11 protein-coding genes are annotated in these 13,058 nt (G+C 65.8%); 9 read left to right on the top strand and 2 right to left on the bottom strand.

The window, feature by feature from the left end:
• Positions 1 to 15 precede the first annotated feature (15 nt).
• From RCH07_RS02170 to RCH07_RS02185, 4 genes are read left to right on the top strand one after another with little or no spacing between them, the layout of a single operon-like run.
• On the top strand, positions 16 to 1,398 hold the full coding sequence (locus RCH07_RS02170; RefSeq protein WP_326965826.1) for a glutamine synthetase family protein: 1,383 nt from the start codon (positions 16 to 18) through the stop codon (positions 1,396 to 1,398).
• Positions 1,379 to 2,128: a gamma-glutamyl-gamma-aminobutyrate hydrolase family protein gene (locus RCH07_RS02175; RefSeq protein ID WP_326965827.1), complete on the top strand. Its 750-nt coding sequence runs from the start codon at positions 1,379 to 1,381 to the stop codon at positions 2,126 to 2,128. The genes RCH07_RS02170 and RCH07_RS02175 overlap by 20 nt, the downstream gene beginning before the upstream one ends.
• Complete coding sequence (locus RCH07_RS02180) at positions 2,125 to 3,498, top strand: aldehyde dehydrogenase family protein (protein WP_326965828.1); 1,374 nt, start codon at positions 2,125 to 2,127, stop codon at positions 3,496 to 3,498. Before RCH07_RS02175 ends, RCH07_RS02180 begins: the two co-directional genes overlap by 4 nt.
• A 41-nt stretch (positions 3,499 to 3,539) precedes the next feature.
• Positions 3,540 to 4,322 carry a 3-oxoacyl-ACP reductase gene (locus RCH07_RS02185; RefSeq protein WP_326965829.1) on the top strand — a complete coding sequence of 261 codons (783 nt, stop codon included), beginning with the start codon at positions 3,540 to 3,542 and terminating at the stop codon, positions 4,320 to 4,322.
• An 80-nt stretch (positions 4,323 to 4,402) separates the two neighbouring features.
• Here the strand turns inward: RCH07_RS02185 and RCH07_RS02190 are convergent, their stop codons facing one another.
• Positions 4,403 to 5,536 carry an acyl-CoA dehydrogenase family protein gene (locus RCH07_RS02190; RefSeq protein ID WP_326965932.1) on the bottom strand — a complete coding sequence of 378 codons (1,134 nt, stop codon included), beginning with the start codon at positions 5,534 to 5,536 and terminating at the stop codon, positions 4,403 to 4,405.
• Between the two features lie 265 nt (positions 5,537 to 5,801).
• Between RCH07_RS02190 and RCH07_RS02195 the strand changes: the two genes are divergently transcribed.
• Complete coding sequence (locus tag RCH07_RS02195) at positions 5,802 to 7,568, top strand: AMP-binding protein (RefSeq protein WP_326965830.1); 1,767 nt, start codon at positions 5,802 to 5,804, stop codon at positions 7,566 to 7,568.
• A gap of 33 nt (positions 7,569 to 7,601) precedes the next feature.
• Entirely contained in the window at positions 7,602 to 8,108 is a 507-nt protein-coding gene (locus RCH07_RS02200; RefSeq protein WP_326965831.1) for a MarR family winged helix-turn-helix transcriptional regulator, read from the top strand.
• On the opposite strand, the gene RCH07_RS02205 is transcribed toward RCH07_RS02200, so the two are convergent.
• Positions 8,098 to 8,256 (bottom strand): hypothetical protein, encoded by a 159-nt coding sequence (locus RCH07_RS02205; protein ID WP_326965832.1) that lies wholly within the window; start codon positions 8,254 to 8,256, stop codon positions 8,098 to 8,100. The two genes, RCH07_RS02200 and RCH07_RS02205, sit on opposite strands and share 11 nt — an antisense overlap.
• Between RCH07_RS02205 and RCH07_RS02210 the strand changes: the two genes are divergently transcribed.
• The 3 genes from RCH07_RS02210 (at position 8,255) to RCH07_RS02220 (ending at position 12,966) form a co-directional block, all read left to right on the top strand.
• The gene (locus tag RCH07_RS02210; protein WP_326965833.1) at positions 8,255 to 9,109 is read left to right on the top strand and encodes a LuxR C-terminal-related transcriptional regulator; all 855 of its coding nucleotides are present in this window, start codon (positions 8,255 to 8,257) and stop codon (positions 9,107 to 9,109) included. The genes RCH07_RS02205 and RCH07_RS02210 overlap by 2 nt on opposite strands.
• A 678-nt stretch (positions 9,110 to 9,787) precedes the next feature.
• Positions 9,788 to 12,538: an HAD-IC family P-type ATPase gene (locus tag RCH07_RS02215; RefSeq protein WP_326965834.1), complete on the top strand. Its 2,751-nt coding sequence runs from the start codon at positions 9,788 to 9,790 to the stop codon at positions 12,536 to 12,538.
• Between the two features lie 137 nt (positions 12,539 to 12,675).
• Entirely contained in the window at positions 12,676 to 12,966 is a 291-nt protein-coding gene (locus tag RCH07_RS02220; protein ID WP_326965835.1) for a hypothetical protein, read from the top strand.
• Positions 12,967 to 13,058: the final 92 nt, after the last annotated feature.

A 13,058-nucleotide genomic window follows, 5' to 3' on the forward strand; every position in this document is an offset into this window, starting at 1 on the left:
CGTTGCGGAGCAACCATGACTGAACAATCACAAGAGAACGACCGGAACGCCCAGCTCACCCTTGCTGAGCTGCAGGCGGATGTCGCCTCCGGCGCCATCGACACCGTCGTCGTGGCCATTACTGACTCCCTGGGCCGCCTCCAGGGCAAGCGCTGCGGCGCGCGTTCGTTCCTCGAAGACGTCCTCGAGCACGGCGCCGAAGGCTGCAACTATCTCCTGGCCGTCGACGTCGAGATGAACACCATCGACGGTTACGCCATGTCCTCCTGGGAGACCGGCTACGGAGACATGATGATGCTGCCGGATGTCTCGACCCTGCGCCGGGTGCCGTGGCAGGCGGGAACCGCCCTGGTCCTCTGCGACGTGATGTGGGCGGACAAATCCCCGGTCGTTGCCTCACCGCGGCAGATCCTGCGCGCCCAGGTGGAACGGCTCGAAAAACTCGGTTACCGCGCCTTCATGGGAACCGAGCTTGAATTCCTGATGTTCGACGACTCCTACCGTCAGGCATGGCAGAAGAACTACCACGGACTCGAGGCTTCCACCCAGTACAACGTTGACTATTCGCTGCTCGCAACCGCCCGGCTGGAACCGGTGATCCGATCCATCCGCACCAACATGGAAGCGGCCGGCCTGGTGGTCGAATCGTCAAAAGGCGAATGCAACCTGGGCCAGCAGGAGATCACCTTCCGCTTCGATGAGGCCCTCAAAGCCTGCGACAAGCACACCTTTTACAAGAACGGTGCCAAGGAAATCGCGGACCAGCACGGCAAGAGCATCAGCTTTATGGCCAAGTACGATGCCCGCGAAGGAAACTCCTGCCACATCCATTTCAGCCTGACGGACCTCGACGGCAATCCTGTGCTGCCCGGCGACGGTGAGCACGGATTCAGCCCGGCGATGGAGCACTTCATGGCCGGCCAGCTGGATGCCCTGAAGGAACTCACCTATTTCCTCGCCCCGAACGTCAACTCGTACAAACGGTTTGTCGATGGCAGCTTCGCCCCGACCGCCATTGCCTGGGGCATGGACAACCGCAGCTGCGCCCTGCGGGTGGTGGGCCACGGACGGGGCCTGCGCACCGAAATGCGCGTCGGCGGCGGAGACCTCAACCCGTATCTGGCCGCGGCTGCGCTGATCGCCGCAGCGATCCATGGGCTGGAAAACCGCCTTCCGTTGGGCCCCGTTATGCAGGGCAGCGCGTACGCCTCCGACGCCGACCGCCTGCCGACGAACCTGCGCGACTCCCGCGACCTGCTGGCTGAGAGCGTCATCGCCCGGAAGGCGTTCGGCGATGCCGTGGTGGACCACTACGTCCACTCCGCCGGCATCGAGATCAAGGCCTATGAGAGCGCCATCACCGACTGGGAGCGCGTTCGTGGCTTTGAACGCCTCTGAGCGCTACAGGCCTCGAATAGCACTGACCAGCTACTACCAGGACGCCGTGTGGGGAGTCTGGAACGCCCCGGCCGCCATCCTCCCCGGCACCTACGTCGAGGCTGTGGTGGCAGCAGGCGGCACACCGATCCTGCTGCCGCCGCTGGGCACGGACGAAACCGTCCTGGACATCATGGACGGACTGATCGTCGTTGGCGGGCCCGACGTGGATCCCACGCGCTACGGGGCCGCCGCGCACCCCAGGACCGTGCCGCAACCGTTGCGGGATGAACACGACACGATTCTGACGCGCGCGGCGATCGAGCGCGGGCTCCCGCTGTTTGCGATCTGCCGCGGGGCCCAGATCCTGAATGTTGCCCTCAACGGCAGCCTGAACCAGCACATCCCGGACATCAACCCGGCCGCGAACTATCAGCCCGCGCCGGGGGTGTTTGGTGAGGCCGCCTTCACCACCGCGCCCGGCAGCCTGATCCAGTCGCTGCTGGGGGATGCGGCGGTGGCACCCTGCTACCACCACCAAGGCATGGACACCGTCCCGCCGGCGTTGCGCGTCACCGCGTCCTCCGCCGATGGGACCGTCCAGGCCCTGGAAGCTGCCGGCGGCTCCGGCTGGGTCCTGGGCGTGCAATTCCATCCGGAACAAAACCCGGCAGACCTGCGGCTGTTCCGCGGCTTCGTAGAGGCCGCCGGCAGTTACCGCGCCAACCGAAAAGAGATGTCCACGACATGACAGCAACCACCTTTGACGTCATCAACCCCTCCACAGAGGAAGTCATCGAGACGGTCACACTGGCCGGGCTGGCCGAAGTCGACGATGCGATCGCCCGCGCGGCCGGCGCTTTCGAGTCCTGGCGGGCCGTCGCACCCGCAGACCGCTCACTGCTGCTGCGGCGCTTTGCCGCGGCGGTTGACACCGACCTTGAGAACCTGGCCCGGCTCGAAGTCATCAACGCCGGCCACACCATCGGCAACGCCCGCTGGGAAGCGGGCAACGTCCGCGATGTGCTCACCTACTACTCCGCTGCGCCGGAGCGTCACTTCGGCAAGCAGATCCCGGTGGCGGGAGGCGTCAACATCACCTTCCACGAGCCCCTCGGCGTCGTGGGGGTCATTGTTCCCTGGAATTTCCCCATGCCGATCGCCGCGTGGGGCTTCGCCCCGGCCCTGGCCGCCGGCAACACGGTGGTGCTCAAACCCGCCGAGCTGACGCCCTTGACAGCGATCCGCCTGGCTGAGCTGTCCCGTGAGGCCGGCATCCCGGAGGGTGTCTTCCAGGTGGTACCCGGCAAGGGCTCGGTAGTGGGCGAACGCTTCGTGACCCACCCCGCCGTCCGGAAGGTGGTCTTCACCGGGTCCACCGGCGTCGGCAAGAAAATCATGGCCGGCTGCGCGGAGCAGGTTAAGCGGGTGACGCTGGAACTCGGCGGCAAGAGCGCGAATATCGTGTTCGACGACGCCGATCTGGAACTCGCCGCCGCCGCCGCGCCCGGCGGCGCGTTCGACAATGCCGGGCAGGACTGTTGCTCGCGCTCGCGCATCCTGGTCCAGCGCAACGTCTACGACCGTTTCATGGAGCTGCTCGAGCCCGCCGTCAAAGCACTCACGGTCGGGGACCCGTCGGATGAAGCCACGTCTATGGGACCGCTGATCTCGGCCCAGCAGCGCCGGACAGTCGCCGGTTTTGTCCCGGACAACGCCCCCATCGCCTTCCAGGGGCAGGCTCCGGCGGGGGCCGGGTTCTGGTTCCCGCCCACGGTACTGACCCCGGATCTGGACTCGCCGTCGTTCACGGAAGAAATCTTCGGCCCGGTGGTGGCCGTGGTGCCGTTCACCGACGAGGCCGATGCGATCCGGATTGCGAACAACACCGAGTACGGGCTCTCCGGGTCCATCTGGACCTCCGGCGTGGACCGGGCGCTGCGCGTAGCCAGGGGCGTTGAGGCCGGAAACCTTTCCGTCAACTCGCACTCGTCCGTCCGGTACTCCACGCCCTTCGGCGGCTTCAAGCAGTCCGGACTGGGGCGTGAACTCGGGCCAGATGCCCTGGATTCCTTCACCGAAACCAAGAACGTCTTTATTTCCACGCCGTCCCTGGCCTAGACAATCCCCCGGCTTTTACCGCCGTACCTTAAGGAGTTTCCATGCAGTCAGTAGTATCCAACCGCCTCGCCGGCCGCAGCGCAGTCATCACCGGTGGCGCCAGCGGCATCGGGCTGGCCACCGCCCGCCGGATGGCCGCGGAAGGCGCCAACGTCGTCATCGCCGACATCGAGCCCACGTCGGGACTCGCCGCGGCCACCGAGGTGGGCGGCCTCTTCGTCAAGGTCGATGTCACGAGGGAAGAGGACGTCCGGAACCTCTACGCCCAGACCAAGGAAACCTACGGCCGTGTTGACATCGCCTTCAACAACGCCGGGATCTCCCCCGCCAACGACGGCTCCATCCTGGACACCGGCATCGATGCCTGGCGCAGGGTCCAGGACGTGAACCTGACCTCGGTGTACTACTGCTGCAAGTACGCCATCCCCTACATGCAGGAACAAGGGAAGGGCTCCATCATCAACACCGCCTCGTTCGTGGCAGTCATGGGCGCAGCGACGTCGCAGATTTCCTACAGCGCATCCAAGGGCGGAGTGCTTTCCATGAGCCGGGAACTCGGCGTCGAATTCGCCCGGCAGGGCATCCGGGTCAATGCCCTGTGCCCCGGCCCGGTGAACACCCCGTTACTCAAGGAACTGTTTGCCAAGGATCCGGAAAAGGCGGCCCGCCGGCTGGTCCATGTGCCGCTGGGCCGCTTCGCGGAACCCGAGGAACTGGCTGCGGCCGTGACGTTCCTGGCCAGCGACGACGCCTCGTTCATCACCGCCTCTACCTTCCTGGTTGACGGCGGGATTTCCGGCGCGTACGTCACGCCGATCGATTGAACCCTGAGTACACGCCCGGAGTACAAGCATGGCGCTGAGGTGCCGGCCCGGATAGAACCCCGGCCGGCGCCTCCGTGCGCCTAGACGAACGCGGACTTCCCGGTCACGGCCCGGGCCACGATCAGCGAGTTGATCTCGTAGCTTCCCTCATAGGTGTAAAGGATTTCGGCGTCGCCGAAGAGTTTGCCCATCTCGTAGTCGCTGCTGATGCCGTTGCCGCCCAGAAGCGAGCGCCCCATCGCCACGGATGCCCGGGCCAGCCGGGTGGTGGTGGACTTGGCCATCGCGGCCTGGACCATCTCCAGCTTGCCGTCTTCCTGGACCCTGGCCAGCTGCGCCATCAGCGACAGCGAGGCAGAGGCGTTGCCCAGGATCTCGGCCAGCTGCTGCTGGATCAGCTGGAAGCGCGCCAGTTCCCTGCCGAACTGCTTGCGCTCCAGCGAGTAGGCACGCGCGACGTCGAACGCCGCCAGCTGGATGCCGGCGGCCTGCCAGCCCACCCAGGCGCGCGAATCACGGAGCAGCTCGTTGGCCTTGGAAAAGTCGGTGGCACCGGGGAGCAGGTTGGATTCCGGGATGCGGACCTCGTCGAGCACGATATCCGCATTCTGCATGATGCGCAGCCCGATCTTGTTCGCGATCTTCGTGGCCCGGTAGCCGGGCCGGTCCGTCTCCACGATGAAGCCCTTGATCTGCTGGTCCGCGACGTCCCGCGCCCAGACCAGGGCGAAGTCCGCGATGGTGCCGGCACCGATCCAGCGCTTGGCGCCGTTGATGACCCATTCGCCGTCGTCCAGCCGGGCAGTGGTGGCCAGGCCGCCGGCGATGTCCGAGCCGTGGTCCGGCTCCGTGAGGGCGAAAGCGCCGATCTGGGTGAAGGCGGTGAGCCCCGGCAGCCACCGCGCCTTCTGTTCCTCGGAGCCGAGCTGGTCGATCATGCCCACGATCAGCTCGTTGTGGATCCCCACGAGGGCCGAGAGCGACACATCGGCCCGGGCCACCTCGACGTACATGAGGCCTTTGAAGAGCTTGGAGGTGCCGTCGGTCTGCAGTCCTCCAAGGCCGTACTTTCCCAGCTCGGCGAGCAGACCGAAGGGGAACTCCTCGCGGTTCCAGTAGTCGATCGAGGCCGCACGGATGCGGGACTGGAGGAAGTCTCTGATTTCCTGGTAGCGGATCTGTTCATCCGGGGGCAGCAGGTCCACGATGTACATCAGGTCTGCTTCCGGGAAGGGCGGCTCCGCCGCACGCTTAACCGCTGTTCCATCCTCAGTGACCCTTTGTCCGCTGGCACGTCCTTGTGGCTGCACGGGCATGTATCCCTTCGTCATGGTCCGCTCAGGAACCTGGTCGGCTCTTCCAAACCCTTGGATGTCCTAGTATATTGCACAGTGATGGGGATCACTAGCGAATTGATGATTCCCGGGCAACGGCGCCGGGCCTGGAACGGCTGCGCCACCAGACGTCGAAAGGTGCACCATGACTGTTACTGAGGAATTCCGCGCCGCACGGGACCGCCTGCTTGACCTTCGCAAGGACTACGGCGCCGCCCGCAGCGAATTCGAATGGCCGCGCTTTGACGAGTTCAATTTCGCCCTGGACTGGTTCGACCAGATCGCGGCGGACCCGGCCAAGGCCGACAGGCCGGCCCTTGTGATCGTCGAACAGGACGGGACCGCCACACGGCGCAGCTACTCGGACCTCTCCCGCCGCTCCGCCCGGGTGGCCAACTGGCTGCGCGGCCAGGGCGTCCGCCGGGGCGACCGCATGATCATCATGCTGGGCAACCAGGTGGAACTCTGGGAACTTATGCTCGCCGGCATCAAACTGGGCATCGTCATGATCCCCACCACCACACTGATGGGTCCGGCGGACCTCAAGGACCGGGTGGAGCGCGGCGGAGCGAACTGGGCCGCCGTCGGAAGCGCGAATATCGCCAAGTTTGCCGAGGTCCCGGGCGACTACACTCTGATCGAAGTCGGCGACGGCGAGGCCGTTGGCACCGCGGCAGGTCAGACCACTGCCCTGCAGTACACCGGGTCCGCCGGCTCCGCCGAAGACTTCACCCCGGACGCCCCGACCCTGGCCGACGAAACCCTGCTGCTCTACTTCACCTCGGGGACCACCTCAAAAGCCAAGCTCGTGGAGCACACGCACACCTCCTACCCGGTGGGACACCTGTCCACCATGTTCTGGATCGGCATGGAACCGGGCGATGTGCACCTCAATGTGGCCTCGCCGGGCTGGGCCAAGCACGCCTGGTCCAACGTCTTCACCCCGTGGATCGCCGAGGCCTGCGTCTTCATCTACAACTACGAGCGTTTCGACGCCAAGGCCCTGATGGAACAGATGGACCGCGAATCGGTCACGAGCTTCTGCGCCCCGCCCACGGTCTGGCGGATGCTGATCCAAGCCGATCTGACCCTCTTGAAGAGCCCGCCCACCAAGGTGGTGTCCGCCGGCGAGCCGCTCAACGCCGAGGTCATTGACCAGGTCCAGCGCGCCTGGGGCCAGACCATCCGCGACGGCTTCGGCCAGACCGAGTCCACCGTGCAGATTGCCAACACCCCCGGCCAGGCGGTCAAGATCGGCGCGATGGGCATGCCTCTGCCGGGCTACGACGTGGTCCTGGTGGACCCGGCCACCGGTGCGGAGGGCGACGACGGCGAGCTCTGCCTGCGCCTCGATCCCCGCCCCGTCGGGCTGATGAAGGCATACTACGGCGACCCCGAAAAAACCGCGGACGCCTTCCGCGACGGCTACTACCACACCGGCGACATGGCGAGCCGGGACGAGCGCGGCATCATCACCTACGTGGGCCGCGGCGACGACGTCTTCAAGTCCTCCGACTACCGGCTGTCCCCGTTCGAGCTGGAAAGTGTGCTGATCGAGCACCCGGCAGTGGCGGAAGCCGCCGTCGTCCCCTCCCCCGACCCGCTCAAGCTTTCAGTGCCCAAGGCCTTTGTGGTCCTGGCCGCCGGGCACCAGGCCGGCCCGGAACTGGCCGAGGACATCCTGCGGTACTGCCGCGACCATCTGGCCCCGTTCAAACGGATCCGCCGGCTGGAATTCGCCGAACTGCCCAAAACCATCTCGGGCAAGATCCGGCGGGTGGAACTGCGCCACAGCGAGGAACTGCGCCACGGCGGCGGGGCCGTTCCGGCAGGCCTCGGCACGGAATACTCCGAAGCGGACTTCCCGGCGCTGAAGAGCCCGTCGGTTCCGCAGCCGGAAAAGCTGGGCTGATCCTCATGAAGCCTGAAACAAGCAGGGGGTGCCGTGCCTACGCCGCTGCCGCGTGATCCGATTGCCGACGCGAGGCTGAACTGGGAGCGGCACGGCTGGTCCGACGTCGCCGCGCCGATGGCTGCCATCACCGCCATCATGCGGACGCAGCAGATTCTGCTGGCCCGGATTGAAGGCGTCCTGAAACCGTTCGGGTTGACGTTTGCCCGCTACGAGCTGCTGGCTCTGCTGAGCTTCGCCCGCGGCGGTGCGCTGCCCATGAATAAGGCGAGTGCGCTCTTGCAGGTCCATCCCACCTCGGTGACCAACGCCGTCGACCGGCTTGAAGGGGCGGGGCTGGTGCTCCGCTCCCCGCATCCTACGGACGGGCGCACCACGCTGATTGAGCTCACCCCCGAGGGGCGTACGCTGGCTAAAAGGGCGACGGCGGTGCTGAACTCGGAGGTCTTTGGCCAGTCCGGCTTCGCGGCGCAGGACGTCGACCAGCTGATCGGAATCCTGGGGACCTTCCGGCGCAACGCCGGGGACTTCAGCGGCTGAGCTTCGGCGTCCGGACGCCAGCGCCCGGCTCGCCCGGCTCGCCCGGCCGAAGCGACCGAGCTTCAGCGCCGGACGCCAGCAGCTCAACGAGACTGACGGCCTGCCACACTGCGGTGGCGGGCTTCCGCGGCACCAGGAGAGGACTCATGGAGCCAAACGCCTATTCCCGCCCCGACGACCGGGAACTGCTCCGCGCCTCGCTGCGCCTGCTGTCCGGCAGGTTCCGGCCCGCCGTGCTGTTCGCCGGCCTGGCCAGCGGCAACTCGCTTCAGCTGACCGATTTCCTCGGCACCGCAACATCCAGCCTGCACCAGATGGTGGTGGTACCGGGGACGGGACTCGGCGGCCGGGTGTTCACCCAGCGCCGGCCGTTCCTTGTGCCGGACTACATCGCCTCCGAGGGCATCACGCATGAATACGATCTGGCGGTCAGCCGGGAGCGGCTTACCTCGATGGTGGCCGTCCCGGTGGTTGTCCGGGGCGAGGCACGCGCGGTGCTGTACATCGCTAGCCGGGACCGTGCGCCGCTGGGCGAAAACGCCCTGCGGGAGGCCATGGACTCGGCCGCGGAGATCGCGGCGGAACTGCTCGTCCGGGACGAGGTGGACCGCCGCGTGTCAATCATCGACGGGGTCCGGGCCGAACCCGCCCTGGTCCGAGACCGGAGCTGGCTGGAACACGTCAGGGAAGCCCACGCCCAGCTGCGGTCGCTGGCCGGAACAGTCGCCGATCCCGAGCTGGCCCGGCAGCTGGACCTGATCGGCAACCATCTGGCTCCGCCCCCCGCAGACGGTATCCATCCGGCCGCCAGGCTGGCCCGCCGCGAACTCGATGTGCTGGCGCAGCTTGCCCTGGGCTGTTCGTACCAGGAAACGGCGGACCGCCTGGGCCTGAAGGCGGTGACGGTGAAGAGCTACCTGCAGAACGCCATGGCCAAGCTGTCCGCCCACAACCGGCTCGAGGCCGTGTCCGCGGCCCGGCGCCTGGGACTCATTCCGTGAACTGGGGCTGCCGGGACAGCCCGGCAGCTGCGCCGGCTATCCGGCCAGAGACCGTCCAACGGTTCCATTTTCCATGACCTCTGGCGGGTGCTGCGGGCGGCCCGTTCCAGGTCCAGCACGCGCCTCTTGCGGTTGTCGATGACCGTCCTGCCGGCCCTGAAGTTCAGGTCAACGTAGCGTCCGGACGCGAAGCGCCCCTGACAAACTGGCGAAGAAACCGGGATTCAGGACGAGGGGTCCAGATATACCAGCCACCACACGTTAGCGGACCAGCCGCCGGCTATGCCCTCGGTCCTTGGTGGGCTGTTCGTGGTGTGCATCTTTGTCGAGTTGCTTTACGCTGTCCGTGTGACGTCTGAAGGAGCGGCGGGTCTTAGTTAAGCTGTTTCTGATCGCGGGCGACCTCGCCTCCGTCAAGGAGGCAATCGGGATGTCGGTGAAAGCGGCGAACACTTTCACCGGCCAGGGCCGAAGTTTCGCGAGGGCAATGGTTGAGGTTCTCGGCGCCGTCGTCCCGGCTTTGGCCATCGCCGCGGTTTTGCTCCGCCGCGGATTGTCGGGCCCTTTTCGATACATCGCTGCCGCCAGCCACGCCGTACCCAACGCAACCCAACCCGCGAGCCTTGACCTTTGCCTGAACGGAAACGCGACATGACGAAACCAGGATCCCGGAAGTCAATGCGTGATGGCCCCTCAGGAGCCGATGCTTCGATGATCGATGCTTCCCGGGCCGGCGCGCCAGAGCGCGTGCACGAATCTTTTGCCCGGCCGGCCGCCGAGGTGCTCGCGGAGCTGGGCTCAACCCATCAGGGCCTCAGCGCCAGTGCCGCAGAGCAGCGTCTGGCCGATTACGGCCCGAACCGGCTGGCTGTGGCGCCCGTGAGGAACCCGGTGCTGCGGTTTTTGGGCCACTTCAATGACGTGCTCATCTATGTGCTGCTGGCCTCGGCCGTGCTGAAACTGATTTTCAGAGACTGGATCGATGCCGCGGTGATCATTGCTGTTGCCGTGATCAACGCCGTGATCGGGTTCTTGCAGGAGGGCCGGGCGGAGAAAGCCCTCGACGCTATTCGCAAGATGCTCTCCCTTCATGCCCAGGTCCGACGCGACGGGGTGTGGGTTGACCTGAACGCGGAAGCGATTGTTCCCGGCGACATTGTGCGGGTCAAGTCCGGTGACAAAGTGCCCGCCGACATTCGGCTCGTAGAGGCAACCAACCTGCGCGTGGAAGAGTCCGCCCTTACCGGTGAGTCAGTTCCCGCCGATAAGAAGACCAGCCCGGTGCCGGCGGACGCTGGCATTGGCGACCGGCACAGCATGATCTTCTCGGGTACCATCGTCGCTGCCGGCCGCGGGACCGGGGTTGTTACGGCCACTGCCGCCGACACCGAGATCGGGCGCATCCAGACCTTAATCTCCGGGGTGCAGAGCCTGGACACACCGCTCACCAGGCAGCTTGACTCCTTCGGGAAGAAGCTGTCGCTCCTTATCGTCGGCGTCGCCGCGATTATGCTCGCGATTGGTCGTCTCCTGCACGATCAAGACGGAAATGATCTCCTGTCGGCGGCTATTGGGTTCGCGGTCGCGGCCATCCCCGAGGGACTTCCGGCACTGGTCACCATCACACTCGCCCTGGGCGTGCACCAGATGGCTAACCGGCGGGGCATCGTCCGCAACCTGACCGCGGTCGAGACGCTCGGCTCGGTCACCACCGTCTGCTCCGACAAAACCGGCACGCTCACCCGCAACGAAATGACAGTCCGCATCGCCGTCACCCGGCAGGCGCCGTACCCGGTCTCCGGCGTCGGTTACGAGCCCGCCGGCTCGATCACCTTCAACGGCGAAACCGCCACACTCGGCGGCCACCCCGATCTGGACGGACTCGTCACGGTTATGGCGGTGTGCAATGACGCCCGCGTCATGGAGGAGGGCGGCCACTGGCGGGTCGTCGGCGAACCGACCGAGGGCGCACTGCGAACGCTCGCGCTGAAGGCCGGATTTGATTCCGCCGCACACGAGCGGGTCGCCGTCGTGCCGTTCGAGTCCGACAGTAAGTTCATGGCCACGCTGAACCGAACCCGCGACGGGCAGTTGGGAATTTTCCTCAAGGGCGCCCCGGACGTGTTGCTCGGCCGCAGCAGCCACCAGCTCTGCGCCGACGGGCAGCGGGAGCCGCTCGATACAGATTTCTGGAATACGTGTGTCGATGATCTCAGCGCGCAGGGCCTGCGCGTGCTGGCCGCCGCCAGCGCTGCCGCTCCCGACGGTAAAGCCGCTCTGAACGCCGGGGACGTTGACGACGGGATGCTGTTCCTTGGTGTGGTCGGTATCGTTGATCCTCCCCGGCCGGAGGCGATCGAGGCGATCGCCTCCATGCACGCCGCCGGCATCCGCGTGAAAATGATTACCGGCGACCATGCCGGCACTGCACGGGCAATCAGCCGGGAAATGGGAATCACCGATACCGCGCACTCACGGGTGATAACCGGCGCCGAGCTGGAGGCCATGAGCCAGGACCGACTCATCCGGGTGGTGCGCGACGTCGACGTCTATGCGCGGACCAGTCCCGAACACAAACTCCGTATCGTCAAGGCGCTGCAAGCCCACAAGGAGATCGTCGCGATGACCGGCGACGGTGTCAACGACGCACCCGCCCTCACCCGCGCAGACGTCGGCGTGGCCATGGGGATCAAGGGCACGGAGGCGACTAAGGAGGCGGCCGATATCGTCCTCGCTGACGATAACTTCGCAACCATTGAGCGTGCCGTCAAAGAGGGGCGGCGCATCCGCGACAACCTGCAGAAGTCCATTGTCTTTCTCCTGCCCACCACGGCAGCCCAGTCGATGGTCATCCTTGTCGCCGTGTTATTCGGATTCACTTTGCCGCTCCAACCGACGCAGATCCTCTGGATCAACTTGATCACCGCGATCACCCTCTCGCTTGCCCTCGCCTATGAGCCTGCCGAGCCCGGACTGATGCTGCGCCGGCCGCTCAAACCGGGCGGATCCCTCCTGGGCCGGGCATACCTGGGACGAATCGTCTGGGTAGCGGTGCTCATCAGCGGCGCCACCACGGCAGTGTTCTTTATCGAGCGCGCTGCCGGCGCTTCCTTGGCAGCGGCACAAACAACCGCGGTGACCATGCTCGCTCTCAGTCAACTCGCCTACCTATTCAACTCACGCTTCGTACATGCCTCCAGCCTCAACGTGGCGGTGCTGCGCGGAAACCCGGTGATTTGGATCTGCGCCGGTGCGCTCCTGGCATTGCAGCTGGCCTTTGTCTATGCTCCGTTCATGAACCTCTGGTTCCACTCAGCCCCGATCGGGCTGCGTGAGTGGGGTTACACGCTCGGCCTGTCGGTCGCGATATTCCTGCTCATTGAGACGGGCAAGGCAATCGAACGGGTGAATGAGCGCCGGCACCTGTGACCACTCCGAAACACTCCGACACTTCCGCCCCCGAGCTACTCCGGTGCAGATTTGACCGAAAGAAATCCATTCATGAACTCGCCGCATAATCTCGTGTCCACAAGAGCGGGGATACTCCAAAGAGACAAGGGACCATCATGATTGAATCAAGCCCACTCCAGGCCCGACGCGCCTCCGCACGCCTCGGCGCGGAGAAGATGACCATGAGGGGCAGGAAGCCCGGGACGCGGGGCGAACTGACGAGCGGGCAGCAGGCTGCGGTCCTGGCCTTGGCCTCGGTGCAGTTGTCGCTGGCCACCACCGCTTGGGCGGATCTGGCTACCCGCCCCGCCCCGCAGGTCAACGGCCGCAAAAGGGTATGGGCAGCGGTCATCGCCGTGAACTTCGTGGGCCCCGTGCTTTACTTCACGCAGGGAATCCGCCGCTGAGAGGATGCACGAGATGGCGATGACCTTTTTGCGGCCGAAGCGGCCCGGGAGGATGCCAGAGGCCTGGGTGGCGGCGACGACAAACAGCGAGG

It is taken from the genome of Arthrobacter sp. CG_A4, assembly GCF_035985125.1.
Taxonomy (GTDB): domain Bacteria; phylum Actinomycetota; class Actinomycetes; order Actinomycetales; family Micrococcaceae; genus Arthrobacter.